Origin of the sequence: Pseudomonas sp. Irchel 3H3, assembly GCF_900187635.1 — a bacterium.
Taxonomy (GTDB): Bacteria; Pseudomonadota; Gammaproteobacteria; order Pseudomonadales; family Pseudomonadaceae; genus Aquipseudomonas.
On record NZ_FYEC01000051.1, the window covers coordinates 1 to 16,087 of the forward strand.

A 16,087-nucleotide genomic window follows, 5' to 3' on the forward strand; every position below is an offset into this window, starting at 1 on the left:
CGATATTGATTTGGGGGGTAAACCGGCAGGACGCCGGTTTAGCCGCACTGGGCCAGGGAGGGCCCATTGCGGCGGCCCCCCAAATCAATGTCGGAGTACGGGCATGCCGAGCCTAAGCGAGGCACCGAGTGGTGGGGCAAGAGCGTTTTGCTTACTTTTGCGCTGTTCAAAAGTGAGCCGCCGTCAGGCGGAACCATAGGAGGCCGTTACCGCAAAAATGGATATGTACTCCGCTTAATCCAACACCCCAGAGGCCCAGAGGTCAGTACACAAGCAGGTTCTTTCTCCACAGGTGCAACGTCGCACCACAGCTGTGTAGATACCTATGCCTATCGCGGGCAAGCCCGCCCTTACCACTCAACAGGCCGAGCCCGCCTGCAGCTGCATGACCCGCCGTAAGGGCGGAACCCTAAGCCGCCATAACCGCAGCACCGGATATACCCACAAACCCAGGATCAAAAGATCGCAGCTATCGACGGTGAATGCCCGTCAGCCGATATGCAGCGCACGCAGGTCGAGGCGGCCATCCTTGAGGGGTGGGCACCAGTAGTAACCACCGGTGATCGGCCGGCTCATGCGGTACAGGCCATCGGCGATCCCGTCTTCCAGGCCACTCATGCGGCGCAACTGGGCTTCGAAGGCATTGAATGAATGACCGAAGGCCAGGAACATCAGGCCGGCACGCTCGCCTTCGATCCACGGCATCGAGCGACGGACGATGAACGCCTCCGGGGTGAAGCTTTCCTGGGCGGTGCGTTTGACGTGGGCGGAAATCGGCGCGTCGTCGAGCTCTTCGTTATCGCTTTTACGCCGGCCCATGATGTTGTCCTGCTCATGGGACGCCAATGCATTGAAGCCGCTGAGGTCATGCTGCCACTGCTGGATCGCGGCAAAACTGCCACCCACCTGGCCATCCTCGCCCTCAGTCACCAGTGCAGCCGCCACGGCGGCATCATCGTGGGGGTTTTCGGTGCCGTCTTCGTAGCCGGTCAGGTCGTGGCCGGTCATGTGGCGGAAGGTTTCGTTCATCTGCACCAGGCGCAGGGCCGGGGCCAGCGCCGCCTCGATGGCGCGGCTGCGGTTGAGCAGTTCGCCGCGGTCTTCACCGTGCAGCCAGAGCCACAGCGCGTGCTGGGTCGACGGGTTGTCGACGCCCACGCCGATCATCGCCGGGAACGGCCGCAGCCCAGGCACTTTGGCCTCCAGGGCGTTGACCAGCGACTTGCCAAACCCAACCACCGCCGTCTTCCCGTCAACCCACTGCATCAGTTGGTCGAGCGCCGCCGGCAATGCCTCAACGGCCTGCAGCGCAAAAAACAGATGCCGCGCCTGAGGCGGGACGGGGGTGGCGAGGATGCCCGGCTGGTAGTAACTCATGAGAACTCCTTTAGAAAGGCAGGAATTCTACCCGCCACGCGGGGGTTTGTGTGAGGGCAAGGGTTATTGTGCCTGCGCCTCACCCCGGTACGCACTCGGGCTCTGCCCGGTCCAGCGCTTGAAGGCACGCCGGAAACTGCGCACATCGCTGTAGCCGACTTCTTCGGTGATGCGCTCGATGGACATCTCGGGGTTGGCCAACAGGCTCATGGTGCGCGCCTGGCGTACTTGCTCCAGCAGGGCCTCGAAGGTCAGGGCATGTTCGGTCAGGCGACGGCGCAGGGTGCGGCCGCTCATGTTCAGGTCGCCAGCAATTTTCTCGATGTGGCTGCCCTGGGTCAGGTCGCGGGAGATGGCCCGCTCCACTGCTTGAATCAGGTCGAGCTTCTGGTGCACCTCGGCCCCTTCCAGCTCCAGCAGCTTGACCGCCTGGCGCAGCGCCAGGGAATGGTGGTTGGGCAGGCGCACGTCGAGCCAGCGGGCTTCCAGCACCAGGCGGTTGTGCAGGCAGCCAAAGCGCACATCCGTGCCCAGCAGGCGGTGATATTCGGCCAGATAGTCGGGGGCTGCGTGGACGAACTCCACCCGCACACAGCTGAAATCGGCACCCACCAGCGCTCGGCCGTAGACCAGCAGGCTGGCAAAGAACTCTTCCACGGCGAACATCTGCACGTCGGCGAACGGCAGGCGACACTCGGCGTCGACAAACACCTGGGTGGCCACTTCGCGGACGCTGGAGACCACGATCCCGCCCGAGGTGTGCTGGTGGCGCATACCCAGCTCGAATGCGTCACGCAGGGTCTTGCACAGCGACAACACATGCCCCAGCAACCCCAGGGTGCCCAGCACGTTCTGGTTGCCCACCCACAGCCCGAGCCCCTGGTTGGGGATGACCTTGAGTGCGCGCTGGATCATCGCCACGGCCTGGCGGTAGGAAATACGTTGTGCCGGGTCTTGCAGGTCGTCGAGGGAAAACCCCAGGCCACGGCACAGGCTGTGGGGGTCGATGCCGTTGGCACTGGCCACTTCGGCCAGGGTCTGCAGCAGGAACGGTGACACCAGCGCCATTTCGTAGTGGGGATCGATGACTTTGATGGGCATGGCGACTGGCTTCCGGTCAGGTTCAGTTGTTATTTTTGTAACCGATTATGTCGCAGAACGTTAGCACGCCTGGCCGCCTGACCGCCAACCCGCAACCAACCTCGCCGGCCAGGCGCCACGGCAGGCCACAGGCTGGCCGCAGAAGTCCCCTCTGTGTCCGCCAATACCCTGCCCTGTCGGGCGCTGAGGGCTTATTTCTATGTTGCGGCCAGCATCAAGGCCGGCGATGCGCCCCCAGACAATAATAAGAGTTAAAAAAATGAATCCGACCCGTGTCTCCCCTCCCCTGCGCCTGGCGATAAGCCTGGCCCTGCTGTCGAGTGTCTGCCTGTCGGCACAGGCCACCGAATCCGGTGTCGACAACATCGGCCCGGGCACCGATGGCTTCTTCATGCTGCCATTGGACGTCAACGGCCTTCCGGACAACATGGTTGCGTTCAACCTCTACTACAACTTCTACAAGGCCAGGAAGCTCAATATCAGCTCCCTGGGTGGCAAGGTGCCGGGCGTCGAGATCACCTCCGAAGCGGTGATTCCGCGCCTGGACTACTTGACCCCGCTGCGGATCGCCGGTGGCCGCCTGGGTTTCTACGCAGCCCAGCCCTGGATCAAGCAGCGCGTGCAGGCCTTCGGCCTGGAGGATGACCGCGAAAGTATGGGCGACACCACCGTGGCCCCGATCATTTTGTGGGACATGGGGAAAAACCTGACCTTGGGTGCGGCACTGGAGATCACCATTCCTACCGGCGAATACGACGCCACGCGACTGGCCAACACCAGTAACAACTTCTACACCTACAAACCGCTGTTTTCCTTCACCTGGTTGCCGACCGAGCGGACCGAGCTGTCACTCAAGACTACCTACAGCTTCAACGAAGAGAACCACGACACCGATTACCGCTCAGGGCAGATTTTCCACTTCGACTATTCCGCCAGCTACAAAGTGACCGACAACCTCAACCTCGGCCTCAACGGTTATTACCTCAAGCAGACCACCGACGATAAACAATACGGCAAGACCGTGCAGTTCAACGGCCAGGACGTCAACGACGGGGTGCGTGGCGAGGTGTTCGCCATTGGTCCGGCGATGTATCTGACTTTTCTCAAGTACGCGAGCGCCGAGTTGCGCTGGGCCAAGGAATTCGACGTGGAAAACCGTCCAGAAGGCCAGATGCTGTGGGCCAAAGTCACCATTCCCTACGCGTTCTGACAACTCTCCTCACGCCCGGCGTGCCACGGCCAGCGGAGCGCGAGGTGCGCCCAGGGCGTTGAGCAGGCAGTGCATCGCCTCCTCCCGGCTGCGCTCGAAGCGATATCGCGACTCGATGTACAGCGCCAATTGCAACGCTACCGGTTCGTCCAGGGGCAACGGCGCCTGCTGCATACCCAGGGCCGTGGCGACCCGGCTCGGCAGGCTCAGGCCGAACGGCTGGCGGTCGGCGATCAACTTCGCCGCCAGGGTGCTCTGGGTGCTTACGGCGATGTTGCGCCGCAGGCTTTTCAGGCCCAGGTGCAGATCCACCGGGCTCAGCCCGTCGCGCCGGCTGGAGACCTGGATCTGCGGTTGCGCCAGGTAAGCCTGCAGGGTGCGCGGCGGCTCTCGCAGCGCCTCGCCATAGGCGAACACATAGTGATCGACCGGCAGCACCTGCTTGTGCAAGCCGGCCAGGCCCGCCAGGGGTTGGTCGAGATCGATCAGGATGTCCAGTTTGCCCGCTGCCAGTTCCTGCAGGGCGTCCCGGCGTCGCGGCTGGAAATACCGCACCTGCCAATCGGCATGCGGGGCCTGGAGCAAGGCTTCGAGCAACACCGGCTGCAGGCAGTCCAGGCAACTGATGCGCAGCAGCGGATCGCTTTGCCGCGCGGCCGGGATCATCCGCAAGCCATCGCGCAGGCACTCCAGCGCGGCGCGCACGTAATCGGCCAGGCGGTGCGCCACCAGGGTCGGCGTCACCCCCAGGCGGCTCTTGATGAACAGCGGGTCGCCACACAGATCACGCAGGCGGCGCAGCGCGTTGCTCATCGCCGGTTGCGACAGGCTCATGACTTCGGCAGCGCGGGTGACGCTGCGTTGCTGGTAGATGGCATCGAAGGCGAGCAGCAGGTTGAGGTCGAGCTGGCGTAAATCAAGCATGGTCTTGCTCCGGCAAATCGCTTAACGTCGGGCAGCCTAACCAGTGAACCGGAACATGCTGTGAGCCCTAAATGACAAAAAGCGATCAGCCGACAGCCAACGCGTTCTACGCCCCCAGCCTGCTGCCGGCCATCGAAGAACTGCTGGCCCGGGGAGTGGCGCGCGAACAGATCGAGGCCTTGTTTCGCCGTACGCTGTTTGAACTGCGCACCCCGTTTACGCGGATCCCGCTGTTTCTGTCCCGGCGCTTCTGGGCCTTTGCCCAGGCCACGACCGCCGACCCGCTGCTGGGGCTGGCGGCCGGGCGGCGCTTCGTGTCCACCTCGACCAACGGCCTGACCTACCTGTTTGATGTGGCCGCATCGCTGGACAGCGCCTGCGCCTACTTCGTGCGTTTCTTCCCGTTTTTCAACGGCCATTTCCAGGCCCGGGTGGTGCGCAGCGAAGACTCGGTGCAACTGCACTTACTGGACTGCGGCAGCCTGCGCGCCACCGCCGCGATGACTGACTACATCCTCATCAGCATCTGCAGCATGCTGCGCCGCAAGGTGCTGGCCAGCGGGCTGGGGCAAGACCCGATCCTGGGGGTGGGCCTGGTGCACTCGGCCCCAGCCAGCCCCTCGGCTCACGAGCAGGCCTTCCGTGCTCCGGTGCAGTGGCGCCAGGCACACAACGTGATCCACCTCGAACCCCAGGTATTCGTGCAGGCGCTGACCCCGGGCAATCATCAACTGGAGGAGACACTGGTCGAACTGCTGGAGCAGACTCGGCGCAACAGCGAGCCGACCTTGCTCGAACTGGTCAGCGACCACCTGATCCGCGACTTGCCCGGCGCCCACTGGCAAGACTTCTGCACCTCCCAGCACCTGCTCGAACGCACCGCCGCCCGGCGCCTGAAAGCCCTGGGCTGGAGTTTTTCCGAGTTGCTGGACGAGTACCGCCGCTATCGCGCCGAAGACCTGCTGCAACACTCGCCGTTGGAGCTGGTGGAGATTTCCGACCAGCTCGGCTACAGCGATGTGCAAAGTTTCAACCGCGCTTGCCTGCGCTGGTTCGAATGCGCACCGGGGTCGTACCGATCACGCCACCAGGCATGACCGGTACGGGCAGGGTCAGGGTTTCAACGGCCATTCCTGGTCCAGGTCCGAGAGGCTTTTGCCGTCATCGGGGTGTTTCCAGGTCTGTGGTGGCGGGTTCTCTTCAGGGCTGGCTTCGTCCTGATCTTCTTCGTCGTCGTTATCGCGGTATTGATCGTGTTGTTTGTCAGCGGCCATGGCACTCTCCTCCTGAGATGGGTTTCAAATTTCAGGATAGAACAAAGCCACGGCTTCGCTATATTGAGGGCAACGCTGGCTTGCGCGTCTGTCGCGCCAGGCGAAAAGCAAAAAACCTGCGAAGCGTGAGCCGCGCAGGTTTTTTGTGAATCGCAGAAACAAAAAACCCCGGTCTTTCGACCAGGGTCTTTGCTATCGACTCGAAACAGACATCGGCATGACCAATGTTTTGCTTCGTAGCACCAAGGCGTTCAGTGGGCCCTGGAGCAGATATGGCGCAGCGGACGGGACTCGAACCCGCGACCCCCGGCGTGACAGGCCGGTATTCTAACCGACTGAACTACCGCTGCGTATCGCTGTGGACTTGCGTCCAGTTAATTCGTCTGACTGTAAAGCTTCGAGGCTTTGCAATCTCAAACCGGGTAAACCCGATCTGGAAAATATGGCGCAGCGGACGGGACTCGAACCCGCGACCCCCGGCGTGACAGGCCGGTATTCTAACCGACTGAACTACCGCTGCGCGTCGGTGGAGGCTTTTCAGCTTCCATCTTGCTTTCGCAAGACTCTCAAGAAGTGGTGGGTGATGACGGGATCGAACCGCCGACATTCTGCTTGTAAGGCAGACGCTCTCCCAGCTGAGCTAATCACCCGTTTGCTTCTCCGAGGCCGCGAAATTTACGCAGATACCGAAGCTAAGTCAATACCCTGATTGAAGTTTTTTTCAAAAACAGCTGAAAGCCACAAGCGACACGCTCCAAGTCAAAGCAGTGGTGCGCAGGCAGTGACGCCTGCGACCGGCTTTTACTTGTCGCTGCCCTTCACTGCTGGTAGATCATCTTCTTGGTCATGCCGCCGTCGACCACGAACTCCTGGCCGGTGACAAACCCGGCATTGCGCGACAGCAGCCACGCTACCATCGCCGCAACATCTTCGACCGTACCTACCCTGCCCGCCGGATGCTGGGCATGATCGGCATCACTCAATGGTTCGGCACGTCGCGCCGACGGGTCGCGGGCATCGATCCAGCCAGGGCTGACCGCATTGACCCGGACTTCCGGGCCAAGGCTGATGGCCAGGGCGTGGGTCAAGGCCAGCAAGCCGCCCTTGCTCGCCGCGTAGGCCTCGGTGTCAGGTTCCGACTGCCCGGCCCGGGTCGAGGCCAGGTTGACGATGGCACCGTTGTGGGCCCGCAGATACGGCGCACAGTGCTTGGCCAACAACATGGGCCCACTGAGGTTGACCGCCAACACCCGATTCCAGTAGGCCAGGTCGAGGCTTTCCAGGGTGATATTGCGCGGGTCGGCAACCGCCGCGTTGCACACCAGCGCATCCAGGCGCCCAAACTGCCCCAGTACTTCGGCAACGCCCTGGGTCACTTGCTGCTCATCGGCAACGTCCATGGTGATGAACCAGGCATGCTCACCCAACGCCTTGGCAACCTTGGAACCACGCTCACGGTCGAGATCGGTCAGCACCACCTGCCAGCCTTCGCTGATCAACCAGGCGGCAATCCCCAGACCGATGCCGCGGGCAGCACCTGTGACCAAAGCAACCCGGCCATTGCTGCCGCTGGCAAGCGTTGCGATCTCGATCACAAGGCAGCCAGCCCGCGCGCCAGATCCGCTTGCAGGTCGACCACATCTTCGAGGCCGACGGCAATCCGGATCAGGCTGTCACGAATACCCGCCGCCTCGCGCTCCTGTGGCGCCAGGCGCCCGTGGGAGGTGGTGCTTGGGTGGGTAATGGTGGTCTTGCTGTCACCCAGGTTGGCGGTGATCGAGATCAGCCGGGTGGCATCGATGAAGCGCCATGCGCCTTCTTTGCCGCCCTTGACCTCGAAGCTCACGACCGCGCCAAAGCCCTTCTGCTGGCGCTGGGCCAACTCGTGCTGCGGATGGCTCTTGAGGCCGGCGTAATGCACCTTCTCGATACCGTCCTGCTGCTCCAGCCATTCGGCCAGTTGCTGGGCGTTGGCACAGTGCGCCTTCATGCGCAGGCTCAAGGTTTCCAGGCCCTTGAGGAAGATCCAGGCGTTGAACGGGCTCAGGGTCGGCCCGGCTGTACGCAGGAAGCCGACGATTTCCTTCATCTGCTCGCTGCGCCCAGCCACCACGCCGCCCATGCACCGGCCCTGACCATCGATGAACTTGGTGGCCGAGTGCACCACGACGTCCGCGCCGAGCTTGAGCGGTTGCTGCAAGGCAGGCGTGCAGAAGCAGTTGTCGACTACCAGCATTGCGCCTTTGGCGTGCGCGACTTCGGACAATGCGCTGATGTCCACCAATTCGGCCAACGGATTGGACGGCGACTCGACGAACAGCAGCTTGGTGTTGGACTTGATCGCCGCGTCCCAGCCGGACAGGTCCGCCAGGGGTACGTAGTCGACTTCGATGCCAAAGCGCTTGAAGTACTTCTCAAACAGGCTGATGGTCGAACCAAACACACTGCGCGACACCAGCACATGGTCGCCAGCACTGCACAGGCTCATCACCACCGCAAGAATTGCCGCCATGCCAGTGGCCGTGGCCACCGCCTGCTCAGCGCCTTCGAGGGCGGCAATGCGCTCCTCGAACGCCCGCACGGTGGGGTTGGTGTAGCGCGAGTAGACGTTGCCCGGCACTTCGCCAGCAAAGCGCGCCGCAGCATCGGCCGCGGTACGGAACACATAGCTGGAGGTGAAGAACATCGGATCACCGTGTTCGCCCTCCGGCGTGCGGTGCTGGCCGGCACGTACGGCCAGGGTATCGAACGCTACGCCATCGAGGTCGCTGTCCAGCCGACCGGCATCCCAATCCTGACTCATGCTGTCACTCCTTGCCCTGCTCTTGTCATGAAGAGCCTGTAGTAGATACAAAACCGGCCCCTCAGGGCCGGTAGAAACTCAGTTGTTGTACAGATCGATGATCGCACTGACTGCCTGGGTCTTGACCTTGGAGGCGTCGTTACGCGCCTGCTCGATCTTGTTCAGGTAAGCCTCGTCGACGTCGCCGGTGACGTACTTGCCGTCGAACACCGCGCAATCGAACTTTTCGATCTTGATCTTGCCGCCGCCGACCGCTTCGATCAAGTCAGGCAGGTCCTGATAGATCAGCCAGTCAGCACCGATCAGGTCGGCCACGTCCTGGGTCGAACGATTGTGCGCGATCAGTTCGTGAGCGCTTGGCATGTCGATGCCGTAGACGTTCGGGTAACGCACGGCCGGTGCCGCGGAGCAGAAGTAGACGTTCTTGGCGCCAGCTTCACGGGCCATCTGGATGATCTGCTTGCAGGTGGTGCCGCGCACGATCGAGTCGTCCACCAGCATCACGTTCTTGCCGCGGAACTCCAGCTCGATGGCGTTGAGCTTCTGGCGTACGGATTTTTTCCGCGCTGCCTGGCCGGGCATGATGAAGGTCCGGCCGATGTAGCGGTTTTTCACGAAACCTTCGCGGAACTTCACGCCCAGGTGGTTCGCCAGCTCCAGGGCCGCGGTGCGGCTGGTGTCCGGAATCGGGATGACCACGTCGATGTCGTGCTCGGGACGCTCGCGCAGGATCTTCTCGGCCAGCTTCTCACCCATGCGCAGGCGAGCCTTGTACACCGACACGCCGTCGATGATCGAGTCCGGACGCGCCAGGTACACGTGCTCGAAGATGCACGGGGTCAGGGACGGGTTGGTCGCGCACTGACGGGTGTGCAGCTTGCCCTCTTCCGTGATGTAGACCGCTTCGCCCGGCGCCAGGTCGCGGATCAGGGTAAAGCCCAGCACGTCCAAGGACACGCTCTCGGAGGCGATCATGTACTCGACGCCTTCGTCGGTGTGACGCTGGCCGAAGACGATCGGACGGATGCCGTGCGGGTCGCGGAAGCCGACGATACCGTAGCCGGTGATCATCGCCACGACCGCGTAGCCACCTATGCAACGGTTGTGCACGTCGGTGACAGCGGCGAACACGTCTTCTTCGGTTGGCTGCAACTTGCCGCGCTGGGCCAGTTCGTGAGCGAACACGTTGAGCAGCACTTCCGAGTCGGAGTTGGTATTGACGTGACGCAGATCAGACTCGTAGATCTCCTTGGCCAACTGTTCAACGTTGGTCAGGTTGCCGTTGTGCGCCAGGGTGATGCCATATGGCGAGTTGACGTAAAACGGTTGAGCTTCGGCCGAGGTCGAGCTACCGGCAGTCGGATAACGCACATGGCCAATGCCCATGTGGCCGACTAGGCGCTGCATGTGACGCTGATGAAACACGTCACGTACCAGACCATTGTCCTTGCGCAGAAATAACCGGCCGTCGTGGCTGGTCACAATCCCGGCAGCGTCCTGGCCGCGGTGCTGGAGGACGGTTAGCGCGTCATACAGCGCCTGATTGACGTTCGACTTACCGACGATACCGACGATGCCACACATGCGACGCAACCCCTACTTAATGAAACTGAACTGAACACGACTCACTGCGGCGTTTTCGCCGTCGGCAAGAGGTGCTCCTTGAACGGTATGTCAGCGGGTACGCTGATACCGCTGGCCAGCCACTGACTGCTCCACCCCAATATGAGGTTTTTGGACCAGTCTGCAACCAATAGAAATTGTGGCACGAGCCGCGACTCCTGCCACCATGAATCCTGCTGTACCGGGCCCAGGCTCAACAGCCCGACTGCGGTGACCACCAGCAAGGCGCCACGCGCCGCACCGAAGGCCATGCCGAGGAATCGATCGGTCCCGGAGAGGCCGGTGACGCGAACCAGTTCGCCGATAAGATAATTGATCATTGCACCCACCACGAGGGTGGCCACAAACAAGATGGCGCAGCCGGCGATCACGCGGGCCGAAGGTGTTTCGATGTATCCGGCGAGGTACTCGGACAATGAGCCACCAAACATCCAGGCAACGGCTCCTGCGATGATCCAGGTCACCAGCGATAATGCTTCTTTTACGAAGCCGCGGCTCAGACTGATCAAAGCGGAGATGGCGATGATTGCAACGATCGCCCAGTCAACCCAGGTAAATGGCACAGTACAGCCTACAGACGGATAAGGCGGCGCATTTTAGCAGAGCCCATGGCTATCGGTAAGCTGCGATTTTCAGTGCATTTCAAATAGGGACGATCGTTTCAGCCGCGCTCGGGCTGGAAACGCACCACAAAACCCTTGAGGTTCTGTTTGCGGTTCAGCAGGTCACGCAGACGGTCGGCTTCGGCGCGCTCGATCAGCGGCCCGACGAACACCCGATTCTTGCCATCCGCGGTGCGGATATAGGCGTTGTAGCCCTGGCTACGCAGGGTTTTCTGCAGGCTTTCGGCGCTTTCACGATTGGCCAGGCTGGCCAGTTGCACCGACCAACTGACCGACAGGCCATTGGCATCGACCCGACTCTGGGTGGTGTCAGGTTTGCTGGCGGGCGCAGCCGGAGTAGGTACTGGCTTGGGTGCTGGCGGCGGAGTAACTGGCTTGGCCACCACCGGCGCCGCGACGATCGGTGCGCTCGGGGCGACAGTCGGCGTGCTCGCGGCCGGTGCCTGCTCCATGGCAATTTCGGCATCGCTGGGCACAGGTTCCTGCGGCAGCGCTTGTGGCTCGGGAACCACCACCGGCTCGACCTGGACCTGAGGCATGACCGGCGCCTGTGGTGCGGCCGGAGCCTGGACCACCACCTGGCGCTGTTCATCCTCACGGGAGAACATCATCGGCAGGAAAATCACCGCCAGGGCCACCAGCACCAGTGCACCGACCATCCGCTGCTTGTACGCGTTATCCAGCAAAGCCATCTGCAGCTTCCTCCGTGGAGTGCCGAGCGAGCCATTCAAGGGCCTCGGCGACACAATAAAATGATCCGAACAGCAGAATCTCGTCGTCTGCCGTTGCCTGCGCGCTCTGCCCCTCCAGGGCTTCGGCCACACTTGCATAGGAGGTCACGGACGCGCCAAGGTTCTGCAACGCGGCCTGTATATCCGCAACCGGGCGGGCGCGCGCAGAATCCAGCGGGGCGACAGCCCAGTGCTGGACACTAGCACTCAATTCACCGACAACTCCATCAAGATCCTTGTCGGCCAGCAATCCGAAGACCGCCAGGCGCCGACCCACCACCGGCCGCCGGGCCAGGCGCTGCGCCAGGTACTCGGCCGCGTGCGGATTGTGCCCGACGTCCAGCATCAGGTTCAGGCGCTTGCCCTGCCAGTTGAACTGACGCCGATCCAGGCGCCCGACCACGCGAGTCGCCTGCAATGCCGCGGCAATCTGCTCAGGCATCCAAGGCAAGTCCAGCAAGGCGTAGGCCTGCAGCGCCAGTGCCGCGTTTTCCATCGGCAGGTCGAGCAATGGCAGATCCCGCAGCTCAAGCGTACGCCCCTGGCCGTCGACACCGCGCCACTGCCAGTGCTGGTCCGTCAGGCCCAGGTCAAAATCCCGACCCCGCAGGAAAAATGGGCAGGCCAGCTCGCGCGCCTTGTCCAGCAGGGGTTGTGGTGGATTGAGGTCGCCACACAGCGCCGGAGCGCCGTGGCGGAAAATCCCGGCCTTCTCGAAGGCCACCGATTCCCGGGTATTGCCCAGGTAGTCGGCATGATCGACACCGATACTGGTGACCAGCGCGATATCTGCATCCACCAGGTTGACCGTGTCCAGGCGCCCGCCAAGACCAACTTCCAGAACCACCGCATCCAGACCTGCGCGCTGGAACAGCCAGAACGCCGCCAGGGTGCCCATTTCGAAGTAGGTCAGGGAGATTTCGCCACGGCCCGCCTCCACCGCAGTGAAGGCCTCGCACAGCTGTTCGTCAGTGGCCAACACGCCATTGACCTGCACCCGCTCGTTGTAATGCAGCAGATGCGGAGAATTGTAGACACCCACCTTCAGGCCCTGCGCGCGCAGCAAGGAAGCCACGAACGCACAGGTAGAACCCTTGCCGTTGGTGCCGGTGACCGTGATCACCCGAGGCGCCGGCTTGCCCAGCCCCATCCGGGACGCTACCTCTTGCGAGCGCGCAAGCCCCATGTCGATGGCGGACGGATGCAACTGCTCAAGGTAGGCGAGCCATTCGCCAAGGGTACGTTGGGTCATAGGTTGGCAGGCACCGGCGGAACCACGATTGGCTCGATAGGTGCGGCGACGAACTCAGGCGTCGGCAGTCCCATCAGTTGCGCCAGCAGGTTACCCAGGCGTGGACGCAGCTCGGAACGGGCAATGATCATATCGATGGCGCCGTGCTCCAGCAGGAACTCGCTGCGCTGGAAGCCTTCTGGCAGTTTTTCACGTACGGTCTGCTCGATCACGCGCGGACCGGCGAAGCCGATCAGGGCCTTGGGTTCGCCGACGATCACGTCGCCCAGCATCGCCAGGCTGGCGGAAACGCCGCCGTAGACCGGGTCGGTCAGTACCGAGATGAACGGAATGCCTTCTTCACGCAGACGCGCCAGGACCGCCGAGGTCTTGGCCATTTGCATCAACGAGATCAGGGCTTCCTGCATCCGCGCGCCACCGGAAGCGGCGAAGCAGATCATCGGGCAACGGTGCTCCAGCGCATAGTTGGCCGCACGCACGAAGCGCTCGCCGACGATCGCGCCCATGGAACCGCCCATGAAGGAGAATTCGAACGCCGACACCACCACCGGCATGCCCAACAGGGTACCGCTCATGGAGATCAGGGCGTCTTTTTCACCGGTCTGCTTCTGGGCAGCAGTCAGGCGGTCCTTGTACTTCTTGCCGTCGCGGAATTTCAGACGGTCAACCGGCTCCAGCTCGGCGCCCAATTCGGCACGGCCTTCAGCGTCGAGGAAGATGTCGATCCGTGCACGGGCGCCAATACGCATGTGGTGATTGCACTTGGGGCAAACATCCAGGGTCTTTTCCAGTTCCGGACGGTACAGCACCGCCTCGCAGGATGGGCACTTGTGCCACAGACCTTCAGGCACCGAGCTTTTTTTCACCTCGGAACGCATGATCGAAGGGATCAGTTTGTCTACTAACCAGTTGCTCATGCTTTCTTTCTCCAGTACCGGCGGCCCGAACGCTCTGGTTCGCAGCCCCGTGTATGCCCTTGAGCTAAATTCATGTGTGCGGCGATGATCGGTACGCTACGGCGGTCAGCACTAGGCCGTGACCTGCCTGCAACGCACTCCATCCTCAGCCATCCAGACAACCCGCGCTTGGGGTTGCCACTTCGGTTCTGGCCCGCCCGAAGGCGACGCCTGCCTGCTGTGTGCAGCGCATGTTTTGTACCATGCAGTGGACGGCGGCAGACTGCCAGCCGTCACATCGTCGCGGTACTGCTGCGTACGGCCTGCATAAATGCGTGAATCCTTGCGTGATCCTTGATGCCCTTGCCCTGCTCTACCCCACCACTGACATCCACCGCGTACGGCCGGACCCGGGCAATGGCCTGCGCCACGTTGTCCGGGGTCAGGCCGCCGGCCAGGATAATCGGCTTGCGCAAACCCGGCGGTATCAATGACCAGTCGAAGGCCTCGCCGGTTCCACCGGGCACTCCTTCGACATAGGTATCGAGCAAGATCCCACTGGCACTCGGGTAGGCATCACAGGCAGCGGCGATATCGTCCCCGGCCTTGACCCGCAGAGCCTTGATATAGGGCCGGTGCCAGCCTTCGCAATCGGCCAGGGTTTCATCACCATGGAACTGCAACAGGTCCAACGGCACGGCATCGAGGATCTCGCCGAGCTCGCAGCGACTGGCGTTGACGAACAAACCCACGGTGGTCACGAACGGCGGCAGCGCGGCGATAATTGCCCGCGCCTGCTGGACCGTGACCGCCCGCGGGCTCTTGGCGTAGAACACCAACCCGATGGCATCGGCCCCGGCCTCGATCGCCGCCAGCGCGTCTTCAATGCGGGTAATCCCACAAATTTTGCTGCGAACGGCTGGCATATCGGGGGAACCTCAGGGCAAATCCGGGAAAGTCCCGGATGGTAGCAAATGCATTGGCGGGCGTCAGCCGTCAAGTTCCGAGAAGCCGGTGAGGAAATGCGGCCCGATGTAACGCTCTGGCAGCGGGAATTCATCACGGTACTCGACCTGCACCAGGTACAGCCCGAAGGGATGGGCCGTGACCCCGCCCGTGCGGCGGATCCGGCTCTCCAGCACCTCCTTGGCCCACTCCACCGGACGCTCGCCGGTACCGATGGTCATCAGCACCCCGGCAATGTTACGCACCATGTGATGCAGGAAGGCACTGGCGCGAATGTCCAGCACGATCATTTTGCCGTGCCGGGTCACGCGCAGGTGATGGATCTGCTTGATCGGCGACTTGGCCTGGCACTGCCCCGCGCGAAAGGCGCTGAAATCGTGCGTGCCGAGCAAATGCTGCGCAGCTTCGGCCATGCGTTGTTCATCCAGCGGCCGATGGTTCCAGGTCACTTCCTCGTTGAGGTGGGCCGGGCGGATCTGGTCGTTGTAGATGACATAACGATAACGCCGGGCAATGGCCTTGAAGCGCGCATGGAAATCCGCCGGCATGACCTTGGCCCAACTGACGCTGATGTCGTGGGGCAAGTTGATGTTGGCGCCCATGACCCAGGCCTTCAGCGAACGCTCCACCTGGGTGTCGAAATGCACCACCTGGCCACAGGCGTGCACACCGGCATCGGTGCGCCCCGCGCAATGCAGGGACACTGGCGAATCGGCGACTTTCGACAAGGCCGTCTCGAGGGCTTGTTGCACGGTGGCCACGCCGGAGGCCTGGCGCTGCCAGCCGCGGTAGCGCGAGCCTTTGTATTCGACGCCCAACGCGATCCGGAAAAAGCCGTCGGCCGCCATTTCGGCGGCCGGGTTATCTATATTTGCCAAGGGGTGACAGCCTGCTGATTTACGCTAAGGCGGGCATTATAAGGGTGTGCGCCGGGGATGCCATGTTCGCGCTGTTTTTTGTTTTGCGCCTGCTCACAGTGAATCTGTGGGGCCTGGCCGGGCGGAGCGCCACTTGCGCGGGATGGTGGTGGGTCAGGCGCCATTGATGCTGGATGGATGACCTCTGGGCCGACCAGGATGTTGGATCCTGGTCCGAGTACATATCCATTTCTTCGGTAACGGCCTCCTATGGTTCCGCCTGACGGCGGCTCACTTTTGAACAGCGCAAAAGTAAGCAAAACGCTCTTACCCCACCACTCGGTGCCTCGCTTAGGCTCGGCATACCCGTACTCCGACATTGATTTGGGGGGCCGCCGCAATGGGCCATCCCTGGCCCAGTGCGGCTAAACCGGCGTCCTGCCGGTTTAC

At 62.3% G+C, this 16,087-nt stretch carries 15 protein-coding genes and 3 tRNA genes; 2 read left to right on the forward strand and 16 right to left on the reverse strand.

The annotated features are described in order from the left end of the window. Positions 1 to 489 precede the first annotated feature (489 nt). Positions 490 to 1,377 carry a Dyp-type peroxidase gene (locus CKW24_RS27320; RefSeq protein WP_095171971.1) on the reverse strand — a complete coding sequence of 296 codons (888 nt, stop codon included), beginning with the start codon at positions 1,375 to 1,377 and terminating at the stop codon, positions 490 to 492. Between the two features lie 63 nt (positions 1,378 to 1,440). Further along, the gene (locus CKW24_RS27325) at positions 1,441 to 2,478 is read right to left on the reverse strand and encodes an AraC family transcriptional regulator (protein WP_095171973.1); all 1,038 of its coding nucleotides are present in this window, start codon (positions 2,476 to 2,478) and stop codon (positions 1,441 to 1,443) included. A gap of 259 nt (positions 2,479 to 2,737) precedes the next feature. Between CKW24_RS27325 and CKW24_RS27330 the strand changes: the two genes are divergently transcribed. Further along, a complete protein-coding gene (locus CKW24_RS27330) occupies positions 2,738 to 3,688 on the forward strand; it encodes a transporter (RefSeq protein ID WP_095171974.1) in 951 nt (316 codons plus the stop codon). 9 nt (positions 3,689 to 3,697) lie between these two features. On the opposite strand, the gene CKW24_RS27335 is transcribed toward CKW24_RS27330, so the two are convergent. Beyond that, positions 3,698 to 4,612: a LysR family transcriptional regulator gene (locus CKW24_RS27335; RefSeq protein ID WP_095171976.1), complete on the reverse strand. Its 915-nt coding sequence runs from the start codon at positions 4,610 to 4,612 to the stop codon at positions 3,698 to 3,700. Positions 4,613 to 4,683: 71 nt separating this feature from the next. Between CKW24_RS27335 and CKW24_RS27340 the strand changes: the two genes are divergently transcribed. Then, positions 4,684 to 5,709, forward strand: a complete 1,026-nt coding sequence (locus CKW24_RS27340) for an AraC family transcriptional regulator ligand-binding domain-containing protein (RefSeq protein WP_095171978.1) — start codon at positions 4,684 to 4,686, stop codon at positions 5,707 to 5,709. Positions 5,710 to 5,724: 15 nt separating this feature from the next. On the opposite strand, the gene CKW24_RS28285 is transcribed toward CKW24_RS27340, so the two are convergent. The 13 genes from CKW24_RS28285 to truA form a co-directional block, all read right to left on the reverse strand. Next, positions 5,725 to 5,886 (reverse strand): hypothetical protein, encoded by a 162-nt coding sequence (locus CKW24_RS28285; RefSeq protein WP_174244586.1) that lies wholly within the window; start codon positions 5,884 to 5,886, stop codon positions 5,725 to 5,727. A 273-nt stretch (positions 5,887 to 6,159) separates the two neighbouring features. Then, a tRNA-Asp gene (locus CKW24_RS27345) sits at positions 6,160 to 6,236 on the reverse strand. 93 nt (positions 6,237 to 6,329) lie between these two features. Continuing rightward, a tRNA-Asp gene (locus tag CKW24_RS27350) sits at positions 6,330 to 6,406 on the reverse strand. Between the two features lie 54 nt (positions 6,407 to 6,460). Continuing rightward, positions 6,461 to 6,536 (reverse strand) — tRNA-Val (locus CKW24_RS27355). 168 nt (positions 6,537 to 6,704) lie between these two features. Next, positions 6,705 to 7,478 carry an SDR family oxidoreductase gene (locus CKW24_RS27360; protein ID WP_371917614.1) on the reverse strand — a complete coding sequence of 258 codons (774 nt, stop codon included), beginning with the start codon at positions 7,476 to 7,478 and terminating at the stop codon, positions 6,705 to 6,707. After that, positions 7,478 to 8,689 carry an O-succinylhomoserine sulfhydrylase gene (locus CKW24_RS27365; RefSeq protein WP_095171981.1) on the reverse strand — a complete coding sequence of 404 codons (1,212 nt, stop codon included), beginning with the start codon at positions 8,687 to 8,689 and terminating at the stop codon, positions 7,478 to 7,480. The genes CKW24_RS27360 and CKW24_RS27365 overlap by 1 nt, the downstream gene beginning before the upstream one ends. Before the next feature lie 78 nt (positions 8,690 to 8,767). Beyond that, a complete protein-coding gene (gene purF, locus CKW24_RS27370; RefSeq protein ID WP_095171983.1) occupies positions 8,768 to 10,273 on the reverse strand; it encodes an amidophosphoribosyltransferase in 1,506 nt (501 codons plus the stop codon). Between the two features lie 41 nt (positions 10,274 to 10,314). Further along, a complete protein-coding gene (locus CKW24_RS27375; protein WP_095171985.1) occupies positions 10,315 to 10,875 on the reverse strand; it encodes a CvpA family protein in 561 nt (186 codons plus the stop codon). A 98-nt stretch (positions 10,876 to 10,973) separates the two neighbouring features. Next, on the reverse strand, positions 10,974 to 11,627 hold the full coding sequence (locus CKW24_RS27380) for an SPOR domain-containing protein (RefSeq protein WP_095171987.1): 654 nt from the start codon (positions 11,625 to 11,627) through the stop codon (positions 10,974 to 10,976). Then, a complete protein-coding gene (gene folC / locus CKW24_RS27385) occupies positions 11,611 to 12,918 on the reverse strand; it encodes a bifunctional tetrahydrofolate synthase/dihydrofolate synthase (protein WP_095171989.1) in 1,308 nt (435 codons plus the stop codon). The genes CKW24_RS27380 and folC overlap by 17 nt, the downstream gene beginning before the upstream one ends. Then, complete coding sequence (gene accD, locus CKW24_RS27390) at positions 12,915 to 13,835, reverse strand: acetyl-CoA carboxylase, carboxyltransferase subunit beta (RefSeq protein WP_095171991.1); 921 nt, start codon at positions 13,833 to 13,835, stop codon at positions 12,915 to 12,917. Before accD ends, folC begins: the two co-directional genes overlap by 4 nt. Before the next feature lie 272 nt (positions 13,836 to 14,107). Beyond that, complete coding sequence (locus tag CKW24_RS27395; RefSeq protein ID WP_095171993.1) at positions 14,108 to 14,740, reverse strand: phosphoribosylanthranilate isomerase; 633 nt, start codon at positions 14,738 to 14,740, stop codon at positions 14,108 to 14,110. A 63-nt stretch (positions 14,741 to 14,803) separates the two neighbouring features. Further along, positions 14,804 to 15,628 carry a tRNA pseudouridine(38-40) synthase TruA gene (gene truA, locus CKW24_RS27400; RefSeq protein ID WP_095171995.1) on the reverse strand — a complete coding sequence of 275 codons (825 nt, stop codon included), beginning with the start codon at positions 15,626 to 15,628 and terminating at the stop codon, positions 14,804 to 14,806. Positions 15,629 to 16,087: the final 459 nt, after the last annotated feature.

Excerpts from the sequence above, each read along its gene's own strand:
- CKW24_RS27320 (WP_095171971.1), bottom strand. The coding sequence starts at position 1,377 with ATGAGTTACTACCAGCCGGGCATCCTCGCCACCCCCGTCCCGCCTCAG.
- CKW24_RS27325 (WP_095171973.1), bottom strand. The coding sequence starts at position 2,478 with ATGCCCATCAAAGTCATCGATCCCCACTACGAAATGGCGCTGGTGTCA.
- CKW24_RS27330 (WP_095171974.1), top strand. The coding sequence starts at position 2,738 with ATGAATCCGACCCGTGTCTCCCCTCCCCTGCGCCTGGCGATAAGCCTG.
- CKW24_RS27335 (WP_095171976.1), bottom strand. The coding sequence starts at position 4,612 with ATGCTTGATTTACGCCAGCTCGACCTCAACCTGCTGCTCGCCTTCGAT.
- CKW24_RS27340 (WP_095171978.1), top strand. The coding sequence starts at position 4,684 with ATGACAAAAAGCGATCAGCCGACAGCCAACGCGTTCTACGCCCCCAGC.
- CKW24_RS28285 (WP_174244586.1), bottom strand. The coding sequence starts at position 5,886 with ATGGCCGCTGACAAACAACACGATCAATACCGCGATAACGACGACGAA.
- CKW24_RS27365 (WP_095171981.1), bottom strand. The coding sequence starts at position 8,689 with ATGAGTCAGGATTGGGATGCCGGTCGGCTGGACAGCGACCTCGATGGC.
- purF (WP_095171983.1), bottom strand. The coding sequence starts at position 10,273 with ATGTGTGGCATCGTCGGTATCGTCGGTAAGTCGAACGTCAATCAGGCG.
- CKW24_RS27380 (WP_095171987.1), bottom strand. The coding sequence starts at position 11,627 with ATGGCTTTGCTGGATAACGCGTACAAGCAGCGGATGGTCGGTGCACTG.
- folC (WP_095171989.1), bottom strand. The coding sequence starts at position 12,918 with ATGACCCAACGTACCCTTGGCGAATGGCTCGCCTACCTTGAGCAGTTG.
- accD (WP_095171991.1), bottom strand. The coding sequence starts at position 13,835 with ATGAGCAACTGGTTAGTAGACAAACTGATCCCTTCGATCATGCGTTCC.
- CKW24_RS27395 (WP_095171993.1), bottom strand. The coding sequence starts at position 14,740 with ATGCCAGCCGTTCGCAGCAAAATTTGTGGGATTACCCGCATTGAAGAC.
- truA (WP_095171995.1), bottom strand. The coding sequence starts at position 15,628 with ATGGCGGCCGACGGCTTTTTCCGGATCGCGTTGGGCGTCGAATACAAA.